We start from the raw sequence: 25,124 nt of genomic DNA on the forward strand, positions 1-25,124 counted from the left end.
AACGGACTCCCACTTCTGGAAAAACTTCGTGCTAAACTAAGATCCATGATCAAAGAACTTTGGCAGAACTTTCCCAGACTGATGGAAGAAAAGATCAACGCCCTTCTGGACGAGGCAGAACCCAGTCCAGCCAAAGCATTTCAGTTGTACAAAACCTGCCAGCAGGAAAACCTGTGGTCGGAAAGCTTCGAAAAATTCTCTGAGCATCTGGAACATTTCTTTTCCCTTCCCAAACATGAGCGCCGCAAAAGCGAACTGGATCGCGTTCTAGAGCGCCCCATGCACAGTTCCCTCTTTGCCGCTTTCCATTTGAACTTCCGCACCGCCACTGTCAGCCCTGGCGCGCTGACAGGACTTGCCAACTGGGCACACAACCTGATGCGTGTGGGGTACAAAACCAACAGCGCGGTGATCTCAACCGATGTGCTGACAAAGACTCTGCACTACATCACTCATCCTCCGTTTTTTGAAAAAGCCGAAAACATTGAATTTGAGGACTTCTGTGCAGCATGGAAGAAGACTGTCTTTGCTCTTTTTGGCAAAAAGTACGATGCCGAGCTGGACAAAATCGTCAGCGAATTGCGCTGGCTGAACACTCAATTAAAAACAGAAGAAAAAGCCCTGCAGAAAAGCGGCTTTGTTCCCACCATCTATTTAACCCAGACGGAAATCGACTGGACAGAGGCGGTGCTGCGTGCTGCTTCGGATAACACAGACATCCCCAAATACCCTCTGTCCAAGGGCCCCCAGAAACAACGCCTGGCCGATCTGGTTCGCACTATCAGTCTTTACAAGATCGTACAAACCACGAAACTGCCAGAGTTTATAGAGCATCGGGATAAGATCCGGGCCACAATCATCGATCGCTGTGAAAAACTGCTTCGCGAATGCGCCCGCTAAAACAACAAAGGGGCTAAGAAGCCCCTTTTGTCTTTCACCTATTTCGGAGAAAGCTTGTAAATCGCATCCCCGATGATTTTATCGTCTGGCGAAGCCAGAATGCAGGCAAAGGCCAGTTCACCCTTTTCATTGAAATCAATATCACCGGCAAAGCCCGGGAAATCCTTTTTCAAAAGAACATACCCAAAGCCCTTGTCCGTCATAATGCTGTCACCCTCGCCCAGCAAACGCTTCACGGAAAACTCATTGGCCACATAAAGCCCACGCAGTCCTTTTGCATTCTTGGCTCTAAAAGCCACTGTGCCCGATGAGTTTAAGCGCGGCGTGAAAAGCTCCAGCTCAGAAATACCATCCAACCCCTCTGTGACCAAAGACTGCAGTTCACCGTCTTTGTATAGAACCAGTGACTTGCGTTTGTCTGGAAGATGGCCGATGAAAACCACCATACCGTTTTGTGATAAAGCCACTGTGTTTCCAAAACCGACGAAGTTGGAGTTAGGGTCTCCTTTGCGATCCTGGGCGATGATGGTTTTCTCGTAGTCCCCGTTTCCTTTGGCCTGGATCAACAAAATCTGATCCGACTGGGCATCGCTGATCTCGCCATGTTCCCCCAGACGGACCTTAAAGGCCCATTGCTTCTTTTCATTAACAGCAGGGCGGAACAAATACGCCGCCGGAGTGTCAAAGCGTCTTTCCCCTTCGCGTGCGATGGTGACATACGAGTCTTTGTATTCAACAAAGCTGCGATCATAGTCTTTGGCAAAATTGCGGAAGATCACCGTGCCATCGTTCAAAGTCTGCGCATAACCCGCGTAGGCGATCTGATTTTCTGGGCCAGAGACTTTCAGTTCCGTATTTTTACTGTGACTGTCGTAGGCCAACACACCCTGGCTCTCGAAGTCGTTGAAGGGGCTGAAGGTCACCTGGCCGCGATCGTTGACGGTCGGATCGGTGACGTAATGATCGTCCGGGGCTACATAGATCACTTCCCCGGGAGCATTGTGGGCCTTGAACCAAATTGCCTGGTTGGGTTTGCCATCCACGGCCATCAACTTAATTGCCACATCACCGTGATTGTTGATTGCAGGCGAAGTGTTGCTCAGGTAAGTTAAAGGCGGAAGATTGTAAGTGTCCAGCAAATGAACCCGCACCAAAAGTTCTGGTTCCGCATACTCGGGCAAAACTCCGGCAAAAACCGGCGATGCCAAGGCTGCCAACAAAAATGAAAAGCTGATCTTCTTCATAGTGTCCCCTTGTGATGCAAAAAGCATATGCAAGAACCCAGGATCTGTCCTGATTTCTTTTGCAATTTCACGGCGCGTCCAAGGATTTGCGATGAAGGGGCGACGACATAAAAAAAGGGCCGCCCGGAGCGACCCTTTGATAATGGACTGAAAGAAGAAGGAACTAGTTGGAGCTGACGCGAGCCAAAGCTTTCTTTTGCTTTTCCTTGGCCTCGCTGAGGCGCTGACGTTTCTTTTCCAACGCTTCTTCCATCTGCTTTTTCTTTTCGATCAAAAGGTCCGCTTTGCGATTGTTCTTTTCTGCCTGCGCTAAAGCGGCCTTGGTCATGTCATCCAAACGGCGGGCCTCTTTACGGGCCGAGTTTTCGAACTTATCAAGACTGGCCTGGGCGGACTTCAAAGAACGGGCACTGGATTTTTCAGCGGCCACAGCTTCTCTGTATTTCTGCTGAAGGTCTTTCAGCTCTCCCTGCAATCTTGCAAGATCTGCATTGGTTTCTTTTAAGGACTGCAGAGTTTTGCGGCGCTGCTCAAGTGAGTTTTCATAACTGTTGCGGGTGCTGTCCAATTTCGCCGCCACGGCCTCTGCTTTGGTGCGAACACGTGCCTCTTCTTGCTCGTTTTTTCTGATTTCCTTGTTCAAGGTCTCGATCTTGCCGGTCAGAACCGCTGTTTCCTTGGAGTTTTGCGCCTGCTGTTTTTGCAAACGCTGGATTTCGCGACTGGTACGCGCCGCTGTTTCTTTGTTCTTGCGGGTTGTGGCTTTTAAATCTTTAGGGTATTCCGAGTTTTTTGTGGGTAGCCCGGCGCGCACGAATTGAATTCGCTTAATTTATGAGCTTCGATTTTCGGATGAGAAATCCATCCGATTCACACCAGTTGTTCGAGCAGCTTCTCGGTCTTGTGCCGCCGTGGTCAGTCACTAACGTCAACCTTGATACCGTAAATCGTCTCGTCGAGGTTGATGTCGAGTGGTCGAAAGGCCACGAGCCGGAGTGCCCCGAGTGCGGGCGATCGTGTTCGATCAAAGATCACCGCGAGGAGCGCAGGTGGCGGCATTTGGACACGATGCAATTTCAAACGATCATTCGCTCACGTGTACCAAGATCAGATTGCAAGGAGCATGGGGCGAAGACAATCAACGTCCCATGGGCTGGTCCGAACTCTCGCTTCACTCTGCTTTTTGAGAGGCTCGCGATTGACGTCATGATTGCCGCCAAGAGCCTCAAAGAGGCGGCAAGGCTTTTAGGGCTTTCGTGGGACCAGGTCCATCACATCCAAAAGCGCGCGGTCGAACGCGGTCTTGAGCGTCGCAAGCTTGATGAGATCAAACACGTCGGTATCGATGAGAAAAGTTTTTTGAAAGGTCACAAGTACGCCTCACTGATGACCGACATCGGTGGTGCACGCGTTCTAGATGTCGTCGAAGGCAGAACACTTGAGGCCACAGACTCACTCTGGCAGAAGCTTCCAGAGGAGACGAGATCCGGCATCGATGCTGTTGCGATGGATATGTGGGACGCCTTCATCACGTCAACAAAGACGAATGCGCCCCAAGCCGACATCGTGCACGACAAGTTCCACATCTCAAAATACTTGGGCGATGCGGTCGACAAAGTGAGGCGCCAAGAGCATCGGGCGTTTATGAAAGACGATGTCGAGACACTCAAAGGTGCGAAATATCTGTTTCTGAAAAACCCCGAGAACATGAGCGATGCCGAGACCTCTCGGTTCAACGAGCTTCGCATGGATAAACTTAAATCAGGGCGAGCGTGGTCGATGAAGGAGATGTTCTCGGAGTTTTGGAGCTACACGTATCAAGCTTCGGCGAGAAAGTTCTTCGACCGATGGTATTGGTGGGCGACGCACTCCAGGCTTAAACCGATGAGCGACGTCGCCAAGCTCATGCGCCGGCATCTCGACAACATCTTGACCTACTTACGCCACCACATCACCAACGCGATGATGGAGGGGTTCAACTCGAAGATCCAATCCATCAAAGCCAATGCTCGTGGCTTCAGAAACTTTGCCAACTACCGAATCGCGATCTTGTTCTACTGCGGAAAACTTGAACTCTACCCGGCGTAAGGGCACAAGAACCTCGGAAGAACCAATCTTTATGAGCTGTTTCCAGTTCTTCTTTGCTTTGATTGAACCCACCCTTGGCTTCATCCAGGTTGGCTTCAATGCTTTCAACTTCCGCCTGAGAATCATAAAGGGCGTCCAAGTCCGAAGTCGCATGTGCTGTCATCGGCGCCATGGCCCCGGCGAAAGAAAGAAGTACGAAGTATGAAATAAGTTTGTCTGTCCACTTTTTATACATATTCTTGTCCCTTGTTGATTGTAACAAGAGCCTAAGTCCACGAAACATGCCCAGGCTCAAATGCAAACAAACGGGAGTTCAGCCGTTTCAGGCGCTCTTATCCATGAAATAAAAACAGGGCCTGGCCCTAATTTGTGGTTTTGCTAAGAAAGGACGGCCTGATAGCTTCTTTGCAGGTTCTTCAGAAGCTTGATAATGGCAGCCCCCGGGGTTGCAGAAGCCCGTTGATTTTCAAAAACACCCACCAAAGCATCCAACTTGGATTCAAAGCTCATCGGCAGGTATCCGCCCAGCCCCAGAATCCAGTCCGCTATCATCACGGCTGTGCGCCCGTTGGCATCCTCAAATGGATGCAAACTGATCAACCAGTACTGAGCCAGAGCGGCCTTACGGAAAGGGTCTAGATCGGCCTTCAGAATCTCTGACTCCAGGCGCAGAAACCCCTCTTTGAGCTCTCCCACAGGACAAGCCTGCTGAGTGCCCACAAACACGGGCCGGTCGCGAAGGCTGCCTGCAGGACGTTTTAAAAGTATCGCATTGATATCCAAAATAGACTGAAGGTTCGGGGCTTCATCAGCGCGGATCCTCGCGGCGACATATTCGTTGGCTTGTTGCCACGACTCGACTTCGCCGCGCTTTAAAGCACTGGAACCCCGCAAACGCAAGGGAGCAAGTCTTGCCAGCCCCGCCCCCAAGTCCTCTAAGGAAAGGGACTCGCAGCGATGGCGCAATTGATTCACCTGCTCAATCAGGTCGCGAATCTGCTCTTCTTCGGCAGAGTTCACAGACCTGATCAGAAGATCCGTGAATTTCATGACTATTCAGCGATCACCGGATGCATGGGGACTGAGTACACTCGTGTCACCCATTCTGAATAGTTGTCAGCCTGAACAAAGACCTCAAAACGCTGATCTGCTGCAAAAACCAACTGCATGCTGACGTTTTTACCTGAGAATGAAACAGCAAAACTGCTGCCTTCACACTGAGTCATCGTCGAGTTGCAACCATAGATCTGATAGTCATTCGTTTGCCCTTTGTGAGTTCTATCCAAGAGAACCTCGCCATCATCACCCGTCAACGGCTCATAACGATAGTACTTCTTGCCATCACGTTCACTGACAGGTTCGTCGCTCTTAAAATACAGATAGCCGGTCATTTCACCGCGAAGCTGGTTGTTGTATTCAGGAGTAAGGGTCTGCTGAGTCAGGCTTAGATAGATATGCCCGTGAATCACCTGCCCGTTTTCATCTGTAAAGCGTGCGGCCACCGAGGACTTCACAACAAACGATTCAGCAAAGTCTTTCTCGACATTGATCGAACGGGCCAAAGACGGCTGAGGAAAAGACACGATGCCGGCCATTCCTGCAGATAGGGTCAGGACACTAGCCAAGAGTTCCTTTTTCATAATATCTCCTTAAGGTCTTTTTGATGCCCCCCTTATACCCTATTTCGGTTCAATGCCTAAGTACCCTATAAATAATATAGGAGTCCCCCGGCCGAGCCACAGCCTCTGCAGCTTGGGCTGAAATAAAAAAGCCTTCCAGGAAAATCCATGGAAGGCTTTTTTGAGTTTTCATCGGGATCTTTTACTTTGGCACACAGTCAGTCAGGCTTTCTGCGTCCCCCCCAGTGATTAAAATATCATCTTCAAGGCGCACTCCACCGAAAGTCTTCCATTTTTCAGCTTCAGGCCAATTGATATGGTCTTTGTAATTTTCCCGGATCGCCTGATCTTCGATAAAGGCACGGGCGAAATAGCAGCCTGGTTCTACTGTAATAAGGTAATCTTTTTCCAGCGCCAAATCCACCCGCAGGCGGGAGCCGTAGTATCGTTTTGGATTCGTATTTTCAGGATTTCCTGTATCACGAACCTTTAAGCCGACCAAATGACCGACCCCATGCGGATAAAATACAGAGATCGCTCCGGATTCCAAAACGGCGTCCACTGAACTCTTCCACAAGCCCCACTGCTTCAATCCCTCAGCAATCACGCGCGCTGACCTCATATGAACATCGCGCCACTGAGTTCCCACTCGGCACATCTTGACTGATTCTTTGTAAGCCTGATGGACTAAATCATAGACTTCTTGTTGCTGAGACGTGAACTGACCGTCCACAGCGAACACACGGGTGATATCAACGCAATAGTCTTCCACATCGGCTCCCGCATCCACCAGGACCAGCTCCCCGGCGACCACTTTTTTTGCGGTGGGTACAGCATGCAGAATTGCGGCGTTTTCACCACTGCCCACGATCGAGCCGTAAGGCATCTTTTCCGCCCCGGCCAGCAAAACCGCATTTTCATAGTGAAGTTGCAATTCGCGCTCGGTGATGCCCGGGCGCAGCGACTTCTTCAACGCGGTATAACCCGCGTTGGCCATGTCCGCTATTTGACGGATCAGACGAACCTCTTCTGCTCCCTTGCGACGGCGCACCTGATCCATTCGAATGGAAAGTTCACGGATGATTTCATCCGACGCCAAGCCTTGAGCCGGTTGCCCCAGGTGAAGAATACGTTTGTAAGTACCACCAGAAATTTTCTTTTTCAGATCTTCCAGGGAATGCTGACACTCAAAATTACCTTCAGCCCCTTCCCACACGATATCCACCGGGCTTAAAGGCCTTTGATATTCGATCCAACCTTCTCCTAAAGAATAAGCCATCACGCCTTCAGGGCGGCGGTGACCGCTCAACCAGAAGTAAGACGGATGAGGCAAAAAATCATAAGTCTGATCCAAACCACCCGGCTTCTGCACAGCCACGCCACTATGAACCAGAACTAAATCCGAAGATCCCAGAAGATCTTTCCACGCGCTAGAAACTTTTGTTTGGCGGCCCTTATAGACTTCCTCAGCGAACAGCATAATCACCTCATTACCCTGCTCCAAAGTCTATTCTCAATTTTAAAACCGTCAACCCCCACGCGCCGGGCCGAGTTAAAAGACGATCACAGTCAGTTTGTCGCCTTTGGAAAGCTTCAGGCTGATTTTGATTTTCCCTTCAGCGACGTCATACTGATCCGGCTTCACCTTTTCAACTGTCGCGCTGTCTTTGCGCTGTAACAGGACATCGCGCACCTTCATGCCTTCGGGAATCTCCAAGGGGAAATCCTGACTGACATAAGACACAGATGCAGCGATTTTATCAAAGGCCTTCTTGTAACCATCATCATCCTGGCACAGGGAATAAGTCTGAACCACGCCGGGACTGGAGCTTTGCAGTCGTTCGAAGGTTTCGGCATAAGACTGCCCGGTTTTCAGTTCACAGCTTTGACCTCGGATGTTGCCCACAACGGCCATAAAATAATTGCCATGCAAAGCGGTCTTAGAAATGTCGTTCAGGAAATTGACGGCCAGATCCGGGCTTCCTTCCAGGAAATAGCCAGAACGAAGAATCCCGCGACGCACTCCTGTTGGCCCGACCATCTGACACGTCTGATGGGGCAGAACACCAGTGTAGGTTGCGGCAAGATAACCCATCACGTTTGCATGTCCACGATAGGCCTGCGTGCAATAGTCCGTAAGACCTTCAGCTTCGTCCACATAATAGGTTGAAGTGGTTTCGGAATACTTACATTCGGTCAGTTCAACTTCATTAAAGTGGAAGCTCACACCGTTATACATGACGGTTCTTCCAACCAAAGAACTCACACTGTCTTTGACACGCTTCAGATCTTCGCTTTGACAGTTCTGCCCAGCCAAGCCCGCCGGATTCTGGCCTTTCAGCAAAGAAAAGATATTTGTAAATGTTCTTGTTTCGACATTGGAGCTGACGCCATCACGATAGCCCACCCCTGTAAATTTGAAGGGAATACTGGTCTTTTTGTATTGCACCGCCATGGTCCGGTCATAGTTATAAACCTGATCCGCCATACAATGACGGGTCTGATAGTTGTCTTCATCCGTCAGCACAAAGAAAACCACTTTTTCATTCGCGGCAGATTTCTGATACTTGCTGGAGGCCCACTGGATAACGGAACAAAGAGCGGATTCATTATCGCTGCCGCTTGTTCCCATCCCCAACACAGATTTTTTTATACTGTCCACACGGGCCTGGCGAATGGAGGCTGAATCCCGAGGATCCAAGACGATGGGCTGCGGACTGGCACCGTAGACCGTCTTCGCAATCGCCATTGTGTCGTTATCCGCCAGTTCTGAAACATCTTTTACGTATAATTCTGAACCCGTTTTAAGACTGCCATAATAAATAGTCGATCCGCTGTTCAAATAGCTCGAAGTTGACAATAGCTGCACTGTCACTTTTTTTGAGGACAGAGAACCTAAAAGTCCGTCGATCCGAGCCACAAGCTCTTCCTGGGACTGCTTCATTGTTTGAGAGTTATCAACCACCAGCACCAATTGAGTGGAGGGATATTCGATGGATTCTTCGGACTGGAATTCTGCCACTTTCGCATTTTCCGGAAGTTCACCGTCAATTCTGTAAGCCGTTTCTGAATCCATATCAAAGCGCATGCCTTGTGGAGCGCAGTTCTGAAAAGAAACCACCAATAGACCAGCCCCGGCCAAAACCGCCAACCCATTCTTTTTCACACATCCCCCCGGATATCTGATTTTTATTCTACTTATTGTGGATTGAAGCGACAGAGCTTGTCTCAAAAAAAGACAAGGGTCCTAATATAAAGCGTCTCGCACATCTGTTCGAACGCCCCGTAATAGATCAATTTGATAAACGGCTGATGACATCCAGAAACAGGATGGTTGCATCAAAGGTCTTTTCCGATCCGAAAGTGAATTCATCCGAACCACCACTCCAGGCATGGCCCATGCCCGGAACCTTGATATAAGAAATACGCGCCCCGGAGGGTGAACTCCAACGGATGAAGTCACCCGAATTTGCCGTCTGATAAAAAGAGGAATTCACACGACTGTCATCACTCTGATCCAGAAAATAAAGTCCCTGCCGTAGGGACTTCTGGGCATGAGACTCTGTGGAAACCTGATCTTTTTCCCCGCGAACGATCAGAATTTCCTGAAGTCTTTTACGCGATACCTGTCGGCTGCATTGAACGGCCTTCAGCCCCAGATCATCATAAGAGTGCTTTTTGCGGCTGATAAGTTTGTAGGGAGCTCCCGAGTGAATCAAGGCAGCTTTAAAAACATCCGGATAACAGTACGCAAAGTGCGCCGCCAGAACACCTCCCGCAGAGAAGCCACCGACATAAACCCGCTCTGGGTCTACCAGCCCATCACCAATCAGGCCTTCAATGTGCGCCATGATTTCTTTTAGTTTGCCGGCATTTCTTTTTTGATTGGCGGGCAAAAACCAGTTCCAACACGTCAGAGGATTCTTAAGAACTGATTGCTCCGGTGTATAAATGAGCGCATCCAGACCCATCCACTGCTGCTTTTCAGCCAGCCCCGTGAGCCCCATAAACTCTTGCGCAGACTGGGTGCACCCGTGCAGCCACAATATCAAGGGGCGCGGCGTCCCGGACACCGGCGGCTGGCCAAAGGCCGGAATACACCAGCCTATCAATACAACTAAAACAACGCGCCCTAAAGAAGACATTATTCGTTACGTCGGATATCAATGGTTGGAGTGTTCGGTTTACCGTAGCTGTAAATTGGGGAAATCAAACCAGGGTATTTCTGCAACAACGCATTGGGCTCCAACACGCTTACGACCATCAGGATATTTGCGACGGACGGGTTTTGTTGCAGGTTGGAGTTCACGACAGCAGAAATAAAGGTCTGAATGATCGCTCGTCTTTGCGCATCAGCCAAAACCTGTTTTTCATAGTAGTGATTGTTGATCATCATCTGACTGACGAGCTGCAGATGATTGTGCAAAAGAACGTCTGAAAACTCCACGGCATTCACGCGACGAAGCAGGTACTGAATATGTGCATCGGTCACCTGCTCTAACTGAAGTTGCAACAGACGCTGATTGATTTTCTTGGTTAGAAGCGCCAGGGACTGATCGTTGTTCGCCAGCATCTCCATAATGATCGCGGCCTGGCGGACACTGAAGCTGGGATAAACGATCTGACCAGCGGTGGCCTCACCCATTTCCGCATCAGTCATCTTCACAAGTTTCGCGGAGGCCGTAAAAGAAATCCCAAGACTGCACACGACGGCAAAGATCATCTTTTTCATAAAAAACTCCTTATCGATTGAGATAAGGAGTTCTAATAAAAAATTCCTCGCGTTACAAGACGGTGCTCTGCAAACCGATAAAATGTCCATCACTGTCCAAAGACTTTGCTGTTTCAGAAAATCACAGAAACACCGCCGCCCGCCAGATTGACCTGGGTGCTACAATTGCGCTTTGGCAATAACCTCGACAGAGCACTGGTAGCGATAGTGAGATGCTGGTTCTGCTGCCGCATGAGCATTGCATTCGTGCCTCAACTCTTTCGGGCCCATGATAAAGTATCTGCGACGCTGATAAGACCTGTGACTGGTGACTGTCCCGCGCGAAGTGATTTGGCAAGAAACTCCGTACTTCTCTGAGCAATCAGATAAAGCATCACGCTCAGCCTCCCGAACCGCTGAATCCCGGCAGATGGCTTCTGTGGTTTTACTTTCATTAAAATCACCGTATCCTGAAACTGAAGAGATGTAAGTCGGATACTGCACAATTCGTTGAGACACGACAGCACACTGGTAGAACTCACGCGCCTCACTGTTACATCGACTTAGCACCGCAGAACTGATGCGACTGGCGCGGAAACGTGCCTGTTCCACACAGTCCCGTTCATCCACCCCCACGGTAGTCACTTTTTCGGACGCTTCCGCCTGTCCCGCGCGAATACGGCGGCGTTCAATTTCCTGTAGTTTCTGATTTTCAGATTGCGAAGGTTCAGACGCCTTGACCAGAACAGAGTGACAACATAACGACAAAAAGATCAAACTTGAAAGCAATTGAATTTTCATATTTCCCCCCGGTATCACCCCTTAGCAAGGCTGATACCAAGCGAAGTGGGGGCATTATGTTACCTGATATATTTTTCTAATTTTTTTCGCAGGTGACCTTTTGCTCATCACAGAACGACAGCAGAGTTCGTGACCGGCACTTTCCCAGTGCGTCTTTACGAGCTTCCTCTTCTGTTTTCCCCAGGCCAAAGAAGCGGCTTCCCTGGGATTGAACCTTACAAGTATAGGTTGCCACCAGCTCAGGACGTCCACTGGACATATCCAGGGCCAAAGTGTCCTTGTTGGGATTCTGATCGTTGGGGTTGATCACCTTCAGGCCACAGCCTGAAAAACTCAGCCACATCAGGGGGATAACAATCCAAGCGACTTTCCGCATAAGATCCTTCTTTCCTCAAATTTAGAACACTTTCAACCACCTCTCATGGTATCGTTTTCAAACCCAACCACAAGAAGATTTCATTCTTCGCGCATTATGAGGCATCAAAGCCGGAGGTTTCATTTGAGATTTCAGATCTTTCTTCTTTTGACTGTCCCGGCGGCGATTCTTGGCTGCGCCACCCGCCCGGACGCCCCCGCTGGCTGTTTAGCCAAGGCTCACTTTCCCGCAAAGGCCTACGAAACCTGGCGCCAGGCACCGGCCTTTCTGACCAGCTCTGAAACAGTAGCAAACGCCCCCTTGTTGCAAGTCGGTGTTCGCACGATGGTGCAACTGAAGAAGACTGAAAATGAAAATCGAGGCTTTGTGCAATTTCAAACTCAAAGTACGGCAGACTATTTTATTGTATCGGACTTCTATCCCCGTTTGAACGTTCTGGACGTCAGCAGTGGCAACACCTCGCTGAGTGCAGAGGCCTGGGGCCCTGTTCGCGAATGCGACACCATGAAAAAGTCTTTGCGATTTAAACTCAACGGCATCAAGAAATATGGTCTGGAAATCATCAGTCGAGACAGTACAGTCGTTAGCATCCTGGTCCTGCCCGCGACTGCCAATTGAAAGCTGGACTCCCGATTCTTAACAAAAATGTGAAGAACGTGTGAAGGGTTCTTCAGAACATGGTTTCATAGAAGCCGGAGTGAAACCATGAAGCAATCCATTTTCTTCTGCGTGATCATGCTACTCTCGGGACTCAGCAACGCCGCTGTATGGACAGAGGTCAATAAGTGGTCTGAAGACTGGGAAAATCGTTATTCGGCCTGGGTTAAGAACGAATGGAACAAAAACTTCTTTTCCCGGACTCAGCTTCCCAACGGCCAGTCGAATCCCTACTATGGTCTTCGCGTAGATTGTGCTGATGCGGTCTATTCCATGCGCATTATTTTCGCCTACGAACACCGTCTTCCTTTCGCCATGAAAGATCCCACTTATTCTGCTGCCAGAATTTCAAACAAAATGAGCCGTTGGGACCGCCAGAGAGAAATCGACCGAGTCCGCAATTTTTTACTCTACATCTATGAAATGGGCAGCACACGCTCGTTGCCGTCAGACACCTATCCTGTTGCCATCAGTCGCAGAACCATTCGCTCTGGCGGCGTACTAACAACCACTTCCATCAATCATCACTCTTGGACAATCAAAGAGATTCTGCCCATCGGAGTTCCCTATCTGGTCTACAATTCGGTTGTCGGGTCTCATTCCGGGTTTGGGATGCAGGAAAGAAAGTCCTGGCCCAATCCAAACTGGGTGTTTGAAGGAGACTATAGCCCATCCAGCGGGGCCGGTTTCCGCTATTGGCGCCCCCTGACCAGTCTGGGGAAGCCCGTCTGGGAGGTTCCCGGATACAGCACTGAACAATTCCAAATCCCCTTGCAAAGATGGATCAAGACTCTACAAACCCGGCTGGCATTGCGTGATGAAAAAGACGATCAAATAATCGCCCGACTTATCGACAACGTGTGTGTCGGCTTTAAAGATCGGGTTTCCTATGTGAACGATGCCCTTTCCTATAAACGACAGTATCCAAGCTGCATGTCTTATGAGGCATTTGATATCTACTCTTCCCCAAGCCGCGATGAAAGAATCTTTGATGACTTGCTGCTGCTGCGAAGATCATTCAAAGAGATCCTTCAGAGCAACAATGGTCGCGACCTTAGCGCTGAACAAAAAGATCAGCTTCGTAAAATCTATCCTTATATTAACCAAAGTGCCGCCAGCGAGACCCGAAACATGCCCGCCCAAAGTATCACAGAAGACTCGACCTGCGTGGTCACTTACTATGCCAACCGCAGCATGGACATGGCGGAATTCAAACGGCGTCTGTTTTCAGGATTGCTCTCTAACAACCCGAACGAGCCTGGTGAATATCGCTGGGGTCTTTTAAGGGGCCCCTCGGATCATGCCCGATCCTGTCGGTCCTGGGGCGGCTGGAGTCCGCAGTTTTAAAACCGGATAACTTGATCCAAATCAACGCCCGGGCGCGACTCTTTCCGTAAAGTGGGATCATCCACCCCGTGGGAGATCCCAATGGAAGAAGCCATCTGCCCCGCCCCCAAAATCTTTCCGAAATTCTTTGTCGGATCTGATTGCTTGAGCTGTGGTGCCTGCTGGAAAGAGGCCCCCGATAATTTTCGAAGTCACGATGTCCAAGCCCACGCCTATGTCCATCGCCAGCCTCAATCCGAAAAGGAATTCCAGCAGTGTAAGGCCGCCCAGGCCATTTGCCCGATCGGCATCATCGGTCAGACGGAAAGCTGAGTCCTGCGCATGCCCGTTTAAATAAAAAAGGGCACGAGTGATCTGTACCCCAAAAAGTGGACAGATAAATAAAAGGGTCCTCTAAGTGAAACCTCGGCATTCTGCCGGGGTTTTTCCTTTTAAGCCCCATTGGGGACGTTCGTTATTGTAGTAGTTAATATAACGGTCTATCTCTGCTACCAATTCCTCAAACGTATGGCAACTTTGAAGATCCACTTCATCTTTTAAATGACCAAAAAAACTTTCTATAGGCGCATTGTCCAGGCAGTTGCCTTTTCTGGACATGGACTGGGTGACACCCCACTTAGACAAAAGATCTCGATACGTCTTGGATGTATAGTGACACCCTTGGTCCGAATGCATGATCAAACTCTCTGGCTTTCGGCTGAATAGGTCTTCCAGGCCTCGAATCGCAACGTGTAGTCCAGCTCCAGGAGAAACCGTATAGTGGACGATATCTTTCACTGCCAAGTCTTTTACGGCTGACAGATAAGCCCTGTTTCCTTTGCCATAGTCTAAGTAGGTAATGTCTGTTGAATAAACTGTGTCTTTCTTTTCAACATTAAATTGCCTGCTTAGGATGTTCGGACTTACCCGGTGTTCCTCACCTGATGCCCAGCCTTGCTTGTACTTATTCTTACGTCGGATAGTCGCCTGAAGGCCGTACTTCTTCATTAACCGTCTAATTTTCTTCAGGTTCATGTTGATCCAGAAGTGGCGTTGCAAAAGCATCTTTATTGTCCTAGCGCCGGCTTTACCCCTTCTATACGCAAAAATGATTTGCACCCATTCCGCGTCTGTTGTGATGACCTGGGGAGATGCTCTTTGGGCAAACCAGTAGTAATAGCCACTGGTACTGACTTGAGCCTGAGCGCACAGCCTGCTGAGACATAGATCAGGCCGATGATTGACCGCCTTGCTAATCAACGCGAACTTTTCTTGTTTGCGTATTTTGCCTCCAAGGCGCGGAGCTTTTTTAGGAAGTCGTTCTCCGCGCGAAGATAAGCGATTTCATCTTCTGCTGATTTAAGCTTTTTTCCCTTGGGTCGACCTGTAGACTTAGAACCTCGGCGGTCTTTCTTTAATCCACCTTCTTGGGTAGACATCTTTTCCCAACGCTGAAGGCACTTCTTGGCATAATCCACACCAAATAAGGATAGGTTAATACCAGCATCTTTAAAAATTTGACTAGGAGTTTGTCCCTCTTCCCGAAGCCTTAAGGCCCTAACCTTAAATTCGGGGGTATAGGCAACATTGGACTGCGTTACCTTTAGAACATTCGGATTCTTCTCAAGATCTCGGCGATCTCTTTCGGACAGTGAGCCCATGATCTGCTTCCTTTTTATACGAAAATACCCCAAAAATGGGACAGGGTCTTTTATTTTCCTGTCCGAAATTTGGGGTACAGATCACGAGGGCCCTTTTCTTCTGATATGTCCTCGCTACTACTGCACATCGTTAAAGTTGACCGACGTGAAGCCAAGTCCTGTTAACTGGGCAACCCAAGCCTGAGTCGCAGTGAACTGAGTGTCGGGGTGAAGGTTGAACTTGAAGCTTTGCTCCTGTGGCAATTCAATACCAGGATTGGCGCTGCAGTCAGCCTGATCCGAAGCGTGCGTGTAACAGCGGTTGTTCACAACCTCGGAATACTTGGTCGCATCCGCCAGATCCGCACTTGAGTTGGAATTCACCATAAAATAGCGCGCTTTCAAGCCATTGGCCAAACTGCCCTTGATCGTGGAAACACGGGCCGAATACCAGCTGTTGTCCCCGGCATAGATTTCTCCGGCGATGGCTTCGATCTTGGAAACCGAGGTGATTTCACCGTTTGTCATACCCACTTGAGCCAGCAGGCGATCATGACGTGACCAACCACAACTGCTGTATTCAGAGCACAAGAATCGATCCGCTCGGCTTTCGTACTTCAATTCACCGGTCAAAAGATCAAAACTGGCTGCATAAGTCCCGGACTTATTCGGACTGACCGCCGTCTGATCATCATGGGTCAGAAATTCCATCTTCGTTCCACTGAGCTTCGCGGCGATTCGATAAGTTCCCATGTCAGGAATTGTCATGGAAACTCCGGAATCATAGTAGGTGTTGAAGAACGCCGGCTTCGACGCGCGCACAGTCACTGTCATCGCCTGCACCTGCATGTCGGCAAGCTGCTGCGCCGTGAAGCACGATGTGTCTGGCGTTATGTAAATCTGACGCTCTTGATTATCAAAGACGATCCCTGCTTTTTCCAGCATGCAGGAAATGGCCTTGATCTGCTGGAACGATCCGGGAATGGAGTCTGGCGAACCACCATTCTGCGCAAGTTTGCAATAGAACAGTCGCGCTGGGTAGTCCGGCCCCTGACTGTCCATAATGCCACCTTGACCATCCAAGGGCATCGCATGCTCGTTGCACAGCTCATTGACGTTGCTTTGCGACTGAACCTTACCCTGCACACCCTGGGCCTGACTGTTGCTGACAAGGCCATTACCGACCTCGACAATCACCCCCTGAACAGCGCCCATCACTGTGGAGGGCTTATCAGAAGACACCACAGTGGTGGAAGGAGTTTCAACAATTTCCTCATCCAGCTTGCCTTGACACGCCACCAGACTTGCAACGTGAAGTACGACCGCCACTGACAGGACTTTTCTGATTTCTCTATTAAACACGACTCTCTCCTTGTTAAAAGTTCTGCGCAAGTTCATCTGCGCGACTTTCTATAAGGCAAAGAGCCGGCCAATCGCTAAGTCCACAATTTCACTGCAATCTTAAAAGAAGACGCCAACCCAAGTTGCCAAGTTGGCGCCAACTGCCGGTGGGAATCAGGCAGTTTTTTTGATCAGTATCTTTCTGAGACCTTCCCGTGAAACTCCCAAACGACGTGCCGCTTCGGATTTATTCCCCATCGAACCCTGGATGACTCGTGCAACAAACTCGGATTCAAAGGCCTCGCGTGCCTCACGCAGGCTAAGGTTTTCATACTTTTTCAAAGAGTCCTCGCCCGGGGAAGATCCCACGACACTCAACTGCGGGCGCACTTTGAACTGAAAATCATCCGGCTGCAGCACCGCTCGGTCCCCCGCTGAAAGACAGGCGCTTTCGATTTTATTTTCAAGCTCCCGGATATTGCCGGGCCAATGGTATTCAATCAGCCGCTCTAAAGCTTCGGGACTGACTTTTTTCAGTTTCCACCCGCGCTTGTTATGCAATTGCTCAAGGATCGCCTGAGCCAATTCCGGAATATCCCCTTTTCGTTCCCGCAGGGCGGGGATCTGAAGGTTGACCACATTGATGCGATAATAAAGATCCTCGCGGAACTTTTCTTCGTGAATCTGGGTGTCGATGTTTTTGTTGGTAGCACAGATCAGACGGAAATCCACAGATTTCGGTGCTTCAGTTGACCCCAGTCGCTGAACTTTTCTTTCCTGCAAAACACGAAGCAGCTTGGCCTGCATTTCGATGGGCATTTCACCTATCTCATCCAGGAACAAGGTTCCCCGGTGTGCCAACTCGATCTGTCCCTGCCGGGGTAGCGTTCCCGTGGCAGCCCCCTTTGTCACACCAAACAGTTCCGCTTCAAAAGCGATTCGGGAATAGCCGCGCAGTTGATCGCAATAAAAGGTCCGTCGCGGCGATGGGAATGATGATGGGCCAGTCTGGCAATCACTTCCTTTCCCACCCCACTTTCACCCGTGATCAGAATATTTGAATCCGACTTGCCAAAGTCACCGATATGATCATAGATCTTTTGCAGTTCCGGCGCCCTCGAACTCAGACTGACAGCGGAGATGCTTTTGCGCCAGATATTCTTGCGGTGTTCGATGGCGGCTTCTGAATCTTCATTTTTTTGATGGATTTCATAGCTTTCAAAGGCCATGGCCGCCAGCATGGACAATGCTTCCAAGGCACGCTGATCCACTTCATCAAAATCACCGGAAGTCTTGTTCAGCACCTCAATGACACCGATGACTTTCCCCTCTTTCCAGTGTAACGGGACGGCCAGAACCTTCTCTGTGCGGTACCCGGTCTTGCTGTCAACACCCAGATAGAAATCCTCATCCTCCGCCACTGAATTGCAGATATGACTTTTGCGATTTCGAAATACTTTCCCGGCAATCCCCTGATCCGTGTTGATGACGATGTTTTGGTTGCGAATGCCGGTGGCAATATAACTGTTAAGATATTTAAAGTGCTGTTCAATATTAAACTGGGAATCAAAGAAGATAGTGCCTCGATCCGCTCCGGTGGCCCGGATGCACAAATCAAGAATTCGCGAGATCAGACTTTCCCCCGCCTGCTGGTCAAAGATTATTTGCGCCGAGTCGCCAATAAATTTCAGTAGTTCATCAGATTTTGACATGATCTTTATATCGGCAGGTCCCGCCAACAAAAGTAGGCTGCCAACCCGGCTTTCCACACTTCGGCCCACGTTTGTGGGCGGTTCATTCTGAGACCGACCCAATTTCAAGGGGTTAGCTCCTGGCCTGGCTTTCGCTTTAAAGAGTTCTGAAAGGATTCAGGTGAAATATGAACACACAAAACATTTCCCAACAACTCGACCGAATGGACCGTGAGCTGAGATTTCTATGGCAAGAGGCGCATGAGGAATCCATACAAAGCATTAAAGAGCGAAAGCTGAAGCAATACTGGGAGCTTTTTAAGGCTTATAAAAAGCAGAAGCAGTTCCTTATGGCTTTGGATACGAAATAGGACTGGCCCCTTTAAGAAATTAACTGTCACTGGGTTGCAGAGCATTTATACTGACTTATATCTTCTAAAAAGTCAGGTGCGTTGTGAGATATAGATGGTTGCTGTTACTTACATGTGTTGTTGCATTGATATCGTGCAAGTCAAATTCGGGCGACACAACACCGCCCGAAGAAGCCGCCTGTTCCACCACCGAACTTGAATCTGAAATGGCGGCGATATTAAGCACCGGCGCCTCGTCGGAGGTTCCCTTTACTTACTCCATTGAACGTTCAGATGGACGGAAGTTTACTTACAGCTATGGCGCCTCCAGCCTGACAACCTCCTACGAATCCGCTTCTACGTCCAAACTGGTCACCTCCGTCATTCTGCTGCGGCTGGTGGATAAGGGGATCTTATCTTTGACAGATAAGCCTCAGAAATACATCCCGTCCTGGCCTGTGAACTCAACAGATGCGATCTACAATATGACGCTGGCGCATCTTCTTAGCTTTCGCTCGGGGATGACCGACGAACTACTTTGTCTGCACAGTGCCTCCGGAAATTTTGAAAACTGCACTAAAAACATAGCCTCCGCAAATGCTTCTAATACCTACGCTCCAGGGTCCGTGTTTTACTATTCCGGTGCGCACATGCAGGTGGCAGGACTCATGGCGCAGTATGTAACAGGCAGTTCCTGGCAGGACATTTTTGCACAGTTTAAAAGTGAAACGGGGCTGTTCACTTCTGCGGCCTATGACCTTCCCTCTAGCAGCAATCCCCGCTTGGCGGGCGGAATGCACTGGCAAGCCAGGGAGTATCTTGATTTTCTGCGGGCCCTGAAAGCAGGGACACTGCTAAGCTCATCCTCCATGACAGAACTTTTAAAGGATCAGACCTCCTCCAGTCAGATGCTTTACTCCCCACCTAAAACGGATCTTAATGAAGAGTGGCACTATGGTCTGGGACTATGGCATGAATGTCAAAGTACCACCTACAATTGTAACAGCAGCAGCGGCCGGGTCTCCAGCCCCGGCGCCTTTGGTGCTTACCCCTTCTGGGATCGTCGTAAAAACTATTTTGGAATTGTCGCCCGCCAAGGGAGCGCCGGTACTTATCCCAAAGGGATCAATATTGAGCGCAGTGTTCGCCGCAAAGCCGATGCCTGGGCGGCCTGCACATTTTAAACTCCTAATGTCTGGGACTGCCAAGATACTTCTGCAGCTTATCAAAAGACTCCGCCCAACCCTGAATACAGTCGCCATGATATTCATTTGGAATTCCCTGCTGAAACAGTTTCAACTGACTGGTTTGACTGTCAAGGGATTCAAACTCCAGTGTGATGTAAGCCATCTCTGGCCAAACCCCAGGCATATTGGCTTCCTTGGCTGAAATCGCATCCCCCTTCCTGTCGGCAAACTGATCGGTCATGACAATGCGCTCGTTTTGAATGATCTCTTCAAAGTGGCCGGTCATACCACCAGAACTAGATTCATAACCTTTCATATTGATGAAGTACCTGCCACCTTCGCGAAAATCAATCTCCACCTGATCCGCATACATTCCTTGGGGCCACCACCACTGCTTTAAACTTTCAGAAGTTGTGAATGCCTCAAAGAGCTGCTCGACAGGCACCGGGAACTTTCGCTCCAATTCCAACAACCTCGCATCAGGACTGGAGTGTTTGCGTACTGATGACGATGTGGGCCTTTCTTGCGCGGTCCTCATAGATACTCCTTTGGTGATCTGGTTCTTCAGCTTCTCGCAGTTTTGCGAGGTTGGCTAAACAAAGAACTCCTGGTTGTTGTTTGACTCAAGTCCTGACCAAGCTGTTGTGGATTAATGAAGGATCCGATTATTCAGATTTCCTCACGCCCTAGAACCCCCTCTTAGACTAGGTTTGCGGCGATTCCTGTCTGATAAAAAGCAAAATGTTATAAAGTTTTTTACACTGCAACCTGACAAGGAGAACTGATGCTTCCATCCTTCAAGACCCCTGCGAGTATAGCCCTATTACTGACTCTCACTGCGTGCAGCAGCTTACCCAAGAAAGAATCCTCAATCCCCGACAGCAGAGCAGAAAACTCAACCATCAACACACGTTCGCAGGCGGACTACAATTTTATCTTGGCAGAAGTTTCCAGCCACGAAGGAAAACCCGAGCGCTCCATCGAGCTCTTTGAAAAAGTGCTGGCGATGGATCCCGCTTCGCCAACGGTGCACATGCGGCTGTCGGCAGAATACCTCAAGGCCGACAAGATGGATAAAGCCATCTTCCACGCTCAACAAGCTGTGCAACAAGACCCGAAGAATATTGAAGCTCAGCTCTTTCTCGGGGGCCTCTATTCAGCCGAGAAGCTTTACGACAAAGCGATTTCACAATACACCCTGGTCCTGCGCCTGCAGCCTGAAAATGAGGAGGCACCCGTCTATATTGGCTCGCTTTACGCCGACAAAAAGGACTATAAAAAGGCTGAGCAGTTTTTCAAATCTCTGTTGAATAATCCCAACTATGAAACCCCGCACGTGGCTTACTACTATCTGGGCCTTATTCGTCAGGATCAAGACGGAGTCAAACATCAGGTGGCCGCCGAAAAGGCATTTAAAAAGTCCCTGGCACTTAAGCCGGATTATGAGGATGGCGTTGTCTCGCTGGCAAACTTTTACTTAAAAAACAACGACCGCACCAAGGCTCTGGCTTTGTGTCTTGAGTTCCAAAAACAGAACCGCTTCAATCGAAGTGTCGCCGATATCATCGCGCAAATACACATTGAAAGCGGAGAAGCTGACAAAGCCTATGAGCAACTGGAAGTCATTGCCGGGAACTCGGAAGACTCTTTGGAAAATCAGATGAAAATGGCCCTTCTTCTGATTGAACAAAAGCGCTTTCACCTGGCCGCTGCCAAGTTGAAGGACATTGTAACGAAGTCTCCGTCTGCGGATTCAGCCCGCTTTTATCTTGCCGCGGTCTACGAAGAAACCGGTGCGGTGGACAGTGCTATCCACGAATACATGTTAGTGCCCCCATCCAGTGCCCACTTCAGTGAAGCCGTAGTGCATGCTGCCCATCTGCTCAAAGGCCTCGGAAAAATCAATCAGGCCTTGGATGTCACTGAAAAGGGTTTAAAAACGAAGGCCGATCAGCCTCAGGTTTACACCATGTATGCCTCCCTGCTGGATGCCAAGTCTGACTATCTGGGAGCCGCACGAATTCTGGAAGAAGGATTAAACAAGTTTTCAAAGAATGTCGCCCTGCTCTTTCAACATGCGTTGATGTTGGATCGACTGGGCCAAAAAGACAGTATGATCGCACAAATGAAGAAAGTGCTGGAGCTTGAACCCAATCACGTTCAAAGCATGAGTTATCTGGCCTTCACTTTGGCAGAAATGAATCTACACCTTCCCGAGGCGGAAAAGCTGGCTCGTCGTGCTTTAGAGCTGCAGCCCACAGACGGTTATGTTCTGGATACGCTGGGATGGGTTCTGTTCAAGCAAAAAAGATTCGCCGAATCCATCCAGGTGCTGAAGAAAGCCTATGGTTATCAGTCTTCAGCCAGCATTATTGCCGAACATCTGGCTGACGCCTACGTGATGGAATCCATGACCGAAGAAGCTAAAGCCATGTACAACAAAGCTGCCGGCCTGACCACTGATGAGGCCCGGACCCGCCAGATACGGAATAAGCTTCTGAAACTGAGCGCCAACAAAGGTTAGATTGCAATTTGAAATGTCACAAAGGGGGCTCCAAGCCCCCGCCGACAAAGTCATCCTTACGGCTTTCTTGGGCGCACCGTCTGCCAGGAACAGTTCGTCACTTGGCAGACATCTTCGCTCAAACCGAAGTTGCAACGATACAAGGCATTTTCCGAAGCTTCCTGCTCACTCATCCCTGCACCACTGAATTTCAGCACGGTTCCGTCTTCAGCGACTCTTTGAGCCGTGCAAGCATGCCACTCATATGGCAAAGCGCCGGCCCAGGTCTGGAATCCACCAAGTAACAATCCTAAAGTCAGGGCAATTTTTTTCACTTCAGTCTCCTTCTGTTCAAAACGAACGTCCGAAAACAGAAATAGGTTCTTCCGAGGTTCTTGTGCCCTTACGCCGGGTAGAGTTCAAGTTTTCCGCAGTAGAACAAGATCGCGATTCGGTAGTTGGCAAAGTTTCTGAAGCCACGAGCATTGGCTTTGATGGATTGGATCTTCGAGTTGAACCCCTCCATCATCGCGTTGGTGATGTGGTGGCGTAAGTAGGTCAAGATGTTGTCGAGATGCCGGCGCATGAGCTTGGCGACGTCGCTCATCGGTTTAAGCCTGGAGTGCGTCGCCCACCAATACCATCGGTCGAAGAACTTTCTCGCCGAAGCTTGATACGTGTAGCTCCAAAACTCCGAGAACATCTCCTTCATCGACCACGCTCGCCCTGATTTAAGTTTATCCATGCGAAGCTCGTTGAACCGAGAGGTCTCGGCATCGCTCATGTTCTCGGGGTTTTTCAGAAACAGATATTTCGCACCTTTGAGTGTCTCGACATCGTCTTTCATAAACGCCCGATGCTCTTGGCGCCTCACTTTGTCGACCGCATCGCCCAAGTATTTTGAGATGTGGAACTTGTCGTGCACGATGTCGGCTTGGGGCGCATTCGTCTTTGTTGACGTGATGAAGGCGTCCCACATATCCATCGCAACAGCATCGATGCCGGATCTCGTCTCCTCTGGAAGCTTCTGCCAGAGTGAGTCTGTGGCCTCAAGTGTTCTGCCTTCGACGACATCTAGAACGCGTGCACCACCGATGTCGGTCATCAGTGAGGCGTACTTGTGACCTTTCAAAAAACTTTTCTCATCGATACCGACGTGTTTGATCTCATCAAGCTTGCGACGCTCAAGACCGCGTTCGACCGCGCGCTTTTGGATGTGATGGACCTGGTCCCACGAAAGCCCTAAAAGCCTTGCCGCCTCTTTGAGGCTCTTGGCGGCAATCATGACGTCAATCGCGAGCCTCTCAAAAAGCAGAGTGAAGCGAGAGTTCGGACCAGCCCATGGGACGTTGATTGTCTTCGCCCCATGCTCCTTGCAATCTGATCTTGGTACACGTGAGCGAATGATCGTTTGAAATTGCATCGTGTCCAAATGCCGCCACCTGCGCTCCTCGCGGTGATCTTTGATCGAACACGATCGCCCGCACTCGGGGCACTCCGGCTCGTGGCCTTTCGACCACTCGACATCAACCTCGACGAGACGATTTACGGTATCAAGGTTGACGTTAGTGACTGACCACGGCGGCACAAGACCGAGAAGCTGCTCGAACAACTGGTGTGAATCGGATGGATTTCTCATCCGAAAATCGAAGCTCATAAATTAAGCGAATTCAATTCGTGCGCGCCGGGCTACCCACAAAAAACTCGGAATACCCGAATAATTAATAGTCTCAAGGTGAGATCTTTTTGACAGTGCTGCTGACTCCACTGTGATTCTTAAGTTCCGCATTGATCAGAAACAGGGAGCTTTGCACCAGTACCGCATCCTGGACTGAGCCACCCACAACAAATATGCGGCTTTGGGTGGATCGAATTTTTCTGATCTTTGAGAACCCACAAAGTACCAGGTCACTGTGAACTAATTGAGAATCATCGATCGCTGCGGCCTCGCCCGCAGCCCGCAGAACCACGCGGCTGTGGACCAGCGAAAGTGAAGACACATTTCCGACAATGGAGTCTAACTTTTCCTGCACCAAATGCATCGTCTGACTTTCATTGTATCCAGAAGCTCTTTCGCTGTCCTGGCAAAGCGCCACGATCTCGGCGATCTCGCCCCCGCTCACTGCCGGAGGTTCTTTGTCCGGAGCCCCTGTACCTGCCCCAGGCTGAGCATTATCAGAGTCCACCACCAGCTGTTCGGAAGGCATCACCACCTCGGAAGGCAGATCCAGAGACTCCCCCTGGAATTCAACTGCATTATGTCCGATTTTGGCGCAGTTCTGGAAAGAAACCACCATCAAACCACTTGCCACCATAAGCATCCAGCGACCTTTTAAAAGCTGCATTCGCCCTCCCCGCAATCAAACATAGCTTTACATACACTATGCAATATCGGTGCATCCCTTCTTTGAGTGAAGTCTAAAACAAGTTGGCTTTCATGTGTTTAACTTGGCTAAATCGCCCAGAAGTTCATCGTACTAAAATTGTATAACTATGATGCCTATATATCAGCGCTGTAATGTCCGCTCACTTCGTTGCATGAAAGACGGTGTTTTTGTTTCAATAGAACACTGTGGCTCGGAACCAAGACAATGATTCCACAGATTGCGGTGACACTTTGAATCTCTGACATCCCTGCATGTCAAAGAAGCAGACACCCGATATGATTTTAAGTCTGAGACTGATGGATC

The 25,124-nt window shown here is 49.6% G+C and carries 27 protein-coding genes and 1 pseudogene; 8 read left to right on the forward strand and 20 right to left on the reverse strand.

Annotated features, from left to right (window positions below; translation table 11 throughout):
- The first annotated feature begins 45 nt into the window (after window positions 1-45).
- Complete coding sequence (locus tag ACZ5ZV_RS13300; RefSeq protein WP_464117562.1) at window positions 46-900, forward strand: hypothetical protein; 855 nt, start codon at window positions 46-48, stop codon at window positions 898-900.
- Between the two features lie 38 nt (window positions 901-938).
- Here the strand turns inward: ACZ5ZV_RS13300 and ACZ5ZV_RS13305 are convergent, their stop codons facing one another.
- Both ACZ5ZV_RS13305 and ACZ5ZV_RS13310 read right to left on the reverse strand, forming a co-directional pair.
- A complete protein-coding gene (locus ACZ5ZV_RS13305) occupies window positions 939-2,144 on the reverse strand; it encodes a DUF7453 family protein (RefSeq protein ID WP_464117563.1) in 1,206 nt (401 codons plus the stop codon).
- 163 nt (window positions 2,145-2,307) lie between these two features.
- Window positions 2,308-2,958 (reverse strand): hypothetical protein, encoded by a 651-nt coding sequence (locus tag ACZ5ZV_RS13310; protein WP_464117564.1) that lies wholly within the window; start codon window positions 2,956-2,958, stop codon window positions 2,308-2,310.
- Window positions 2,959-2,996: 38 nt separating this feature from the next.
- Between ACZ5ZV_RS13310 and ACZ5ZV_RS13315 the strand changes: the two genes are divergently transcribed.
- Window positions 2,997-4,232, forward strand: coding sequence for an ISL3 family transposase (locus tag ACZ5ZV_RS13315; protein WP_464117565.1), 1,236 nt, complete (start codon window positions 2,997-2,999; stop codon window positions 4,230-4,232).
- On the opposite strand, the gene ACZ5ZV_RS13320 is transcribed toward ACZ5ZV_RS13315, so the two are convergent.
- The 9 genes from ACZ5ZV_RS13320 to ACZ5ZV_RS13360 form a co-directional block, all read right to left on the reverse strand.
- Window positions 4,162-4,467: a hypothetical protein gene (locus tag ACZ5ZV_RS13320; RefSeq protein WP_464117566.1), complete on the reverse strand. Its 306-nt coding sequence runs from the start codon at window positions 4,465-4,467 to the stop codon at window positions 4,162-4,164. The genes ACZ5ZV_RS13315 and ACZ5ZV_RS13320 overlap by 71 nt on opposite strands.
- A gap of 143 nt (window positions 4,468-4,610) precedes the next feature.
- Window positions 4,611-5,282 carry a Fic family protein gene (locus ACZ5ZV_RS13325; protein ID WP_464117567.1) on the reverse strand — a complete coding sequence of 224 codons (672 nt, stop codon included), beginning with the start codon at window positions 5,280-5,282 and terminating at the stop codon, window positions 4,611-4,613.
- A gap of 2 nt (window positions 5,283-5,284) precedes the next feature.
- Window positions 5,285-5,872, reverse strand: coding sequence for a hypothetical protein (locus ACZ5ZV_RS13330; protein WP_464117569.1), 588 nt, complete (start codon window positions 5,870-5,872; stop codon window positions 5,285-5,287).
- Window positions 5,873-6,053: 181 nt separating this feature from the next.
- Window positions 6,054-7,331 (reverse strand): M24 family metallopeptidase, encoded by a 1,278-nt coding sequence (locus ACZ5ZV_RS13335; RefSeq protein WP_464117570.1) that lies wholly within the window; start codon window positions 7,329-7,331, stop codon window positions 6,054-6,056.
- Between the two features lie 72 nt (window positions 7,332-7,403).
- Window positions 7,404-9,017 carry a hypothetical protein gene (locus ACZ5ZV_RS13340; protein WP_464117572.1) on the reverse strand — a complete coding sequence of 538 codons (1,614 nt, stop codon included), beginning with the start codon at window positions 9,015-9,017 and terminating at the stop codon, window positions 7,404-7,406.
- 127 nt (window positions 9,018-9,144) lie between these two features.
- Entirely contained in the window at window positions 9,145-9,996 is an 852-nt protein-coding gene (locus tag ACZ5ZV_RS13345) for a CE1 family esterase (protein ID WP_464117573.1), read from the reverse strand.
- Window positions 9,996-10,583, reverse strand: coding sequence for a hypothetical protein (locus ACZ5ZV_RS13350; RefSeq protein WP_464117575.1), 588 nt, complete (start codon window positions 10,581-10,583; stop codon window positions 9,996-9,998). The genes ACZ5ZV_RS13345 and ACZ5ZV_RS13350 overlap by 1 nt, the downstream gene beginning before the upstream one ends.
- A 159-nt stretch (window positions 10,584-10,742) precedes the next feature.
- Window positions 10,743-11,363, reverse strand: coding sequence for a hypothetical protein (locus ACZ5ZV_RS13355; RefSeq protein ID WP_464117576.1), 621 nt, complete (start codon window positions 11,361-11,363; stop codon window positions 10,743-10,745).
- A gap of 76 nt (window positions 11,364-11,439) precedes the next feature.
- Window positions 11,440-11,739, reverse strand: a complete 300-nt coding sequence (locus ACZ5ZV_RS13360; RefSeq protein ID WP_464117577.1) for a hypothetical protein — start codon at window positions 11,737-11,739, stop codon at window positions 11,440-11,442.
- Between the two features lie 123 nt (window positions 11,740-11,862).
- Here ACZ5ZV_RS13360 and ACZ5ZV_RS13365 point away from each other — a divergent pair, with 123 nt between their 5' ends.
- The 3 genes from ACZ5ZV_RS13365 to ACZ5ZV_RS13375 all read left to right on the forward strand — a co-directional run bounded on the left by ACZ5ZV_RS13365 (window position 11,863) and on the right by ACZ5ZV_RS13375 (window position 14,055).
- Window positions 11,863-12,357, forward strand: coding sequence for a hypothetical protein (locus tag ACZ5ZV_RS13365; RefSeq protein ID WP_464117578.1), 495 nt, complete (start codon window positions 11,863-11,865; stop codon window positions 12,355-12,357).
- Between the two features lie 87 nt (window positions 12,358-12,444).
- Window positions 12,445-13,743: a hypothetical protein gene (locus ACZ5ZV_RS13370; RefSeq protein WP_464117579.1), complete on the forward strand. Its 1,299-nt coding sequence runs from the start codon at window positions 12,445-12,447 to the stop codon at window positions 13,741-13,743.
- A gap of 81 nt (window positions 13,744-13,824) precedes the next feature.
- Window positions 13,825-14,055 (forward strand): ferredoxin, encoded by a 231-nt coding sequence (locus ACZ5ZV_RS13375; protein WP_464117580.1) that lies wholly within the window; start codon window positions 13,825-13,827, stop codon window positions 14,053-14,055.
- An 81-nt stretch (window positions 14,056-14,136) separates the two neighbouring features.
- Here ACZ5ZV_RS13375 and ACZ5ZV_RS13380 read toward each other — a convergent pair whose 3' ends face one another.
- The 5 genes and pseudogenes from ACZ5ZV_RS13380 to ACZ5ZV_RS13400 all read right to left on the reverse strand — a co-directional run.
- The gene (locus ACZ5ZV_RS13380) at window positions 14,137-14,982 is read right to left on the reverse strand and encodes an IS3 family transposase (RefSeq protein ID WP_464117088.1); all 846 of its coding nucleotides are present in this window, start codon (window positions 14,980-14,982) and stop codon (window positions 14,137-14,139) included.
- The gene (locus ACZ5ZV_RS13385; protein WP_464117089.1) at window positions 14,979-15,383 is read right to left on the reverse strand and encodes a transposase; all 405 of its coding nucleotides are present in this window, start codon (window positions 15,381-15,383) and stop codon (window positions 14,979-14,981) included. Before ACZ5ZV_RS13385 ends, ACZ5ZV_RS13380 begins: the two co-directional genes overlap by 4 nt.
- A 117-nt stretch (window positions 15,384-15,500) precedes the next feature.
- Complete coding sequence (locus ACZ5ZV_RS13390) at window positions 15,501-16,724, reverse strand: hypothetical protein (protein WP_464117581.1); 1,224 nt, start codon at window positions 16,722-16,724, stop codon at window positions 15,501-15,503.
- 153 nt (window positions 16,725-16,877) lie between these two features.
- The gene (locus ACZ5ZV_RS13395; RefSeq protein WP_464121420.1) at window positions 16,878-16,961 is read right to left on the reverse strand and encodes a helix-turn-helix domain-containing protein; all 84 of its coding nucleotides are present in this window, start codon (window positions 16,959-16,961) and stop codon (window positions 16,878-16,880) included.
- A gap of 119 nt (window positions 16,962-17,080) precedes the next feature.
- A pseudogene (locus tag ACZ5ZV_RS13400) lies at window positions 17,081-18,415 on the reverse strand (sigma 54-interacting transcriptional regulator); the annotation flags it as partial.
- 167 nt (window positions 18,416-18,582) lie between these two features.
- Here ACZ5ZV_RS13400 and ACZ5ZV_RS13405 point away from each other — a divergent pair.
- A complete protein-coding gene (locus ACZ5ZV_RS13405) occupies window positions 18,583-18,765 on the forward strand; it encodes a hypothetical protein (RefSeq protein WP_464117582.1) in 183 nt (60 codons plus the stop codon).
- Between the two features lie 206 nt (window positions 18,766-18,971).
- Window positions 18,972-19,928, forward strand: a complete 957-nt coding sequence (locus ACZ5ZV_RS13410; protein ID WP_464117583.1) for a serine hydrolase domain-containing protein — start codon at window positions 18,972-18,974, stop codon at window positions 19,926-19,928.
- A gap of 4 nt (window positions 19,929-19,932) precedes the next feature.
- Here ACZ5ZV_RS13410 and ACZ5ZV_RS13415 read toward each other — a convergent pair whose 3' ends face one another.
- Complete coding sequence (locus ACZ5ZV_RS13415) at window positions 19,933-20,469, reverse strand: SRPBCC family protein (protein WP_464117584.1); 537 nt, start codon at window positions 20,467-20,469, stop codon at window positions 19,933-19,935.
- Between the two features lie 246 nt (window positions 20,470-20,715).
- Between ACZ5ZV_RS13415 and ACZ5ZV_RS13420 the strand changes: the two genes are divergently transcribed.
- Window positions 20,716-22,455 carry a tetratricopeptide repeat protein gene (locus ACZ5ZV_RS13420; RefSeq protein ID WP_464117585.1) on the forward strand — a complete coding sequence of 580 codons (1,740 nt, stop codon included), beginning with the start codon at window positions 20,716-20,718 and terminating at the stop codon, window positions 22,453-22,455.
- Window positions 22,456-22,511: 56 nt separating this feature from the next.
- On the opposite strand, the gene ACZ5ZV_RS13425 is transcribed toward ACZ5ZV_RS13420, so the two are convergent.
- The 3 genes from ACZ5ZV_RS13425 to ACZ5ZV_RS13435 form a co-directional block, all read right to left on the reverse strand.
- A complete protein-coding gene (locus ACZ5ZV_RS13425) occupies window positions 22,512-22,769 on the reverse strand; it encodes a hypothetical protein (RefSeq protein ID WP_464117586.1) in 258 nt (85 codons plus the stop codon).
- 68 nt (window positions 22,770-22,837) lie between these two features.
- On the reverse strand, window positions 22,838-24,073 hold the full coding sequence (locus tag ACZ5ZV_RS13430) for an ISL3 family transposase (RefSeq protein WP_464117565.1): 1,236 nt from the start codon (window positions 24,071-24,073) through the stop codon (window positions 22,838-22,840).
- 91 nt (window positions 24,074-24,164) lie between these two features.
- The gene (locus ACZ5ZV_RS13435; RefSeq protein ID WP_464117587.1) at window positions 24,165-24,779 is read right to left on the reverse strand and encodes a hypothetical protein; all 615 of its coding nucleotides are present in this window, start codon (window positions 24,777-24,779) and stop codon (window positions 24,165-24,167) included.
- Window positions 24,780-25,124: the final 345 nt, after the last annotated feature.

This window comes from Bdellovibrio sp. HAGR004 (assembly GCF_055397015.1).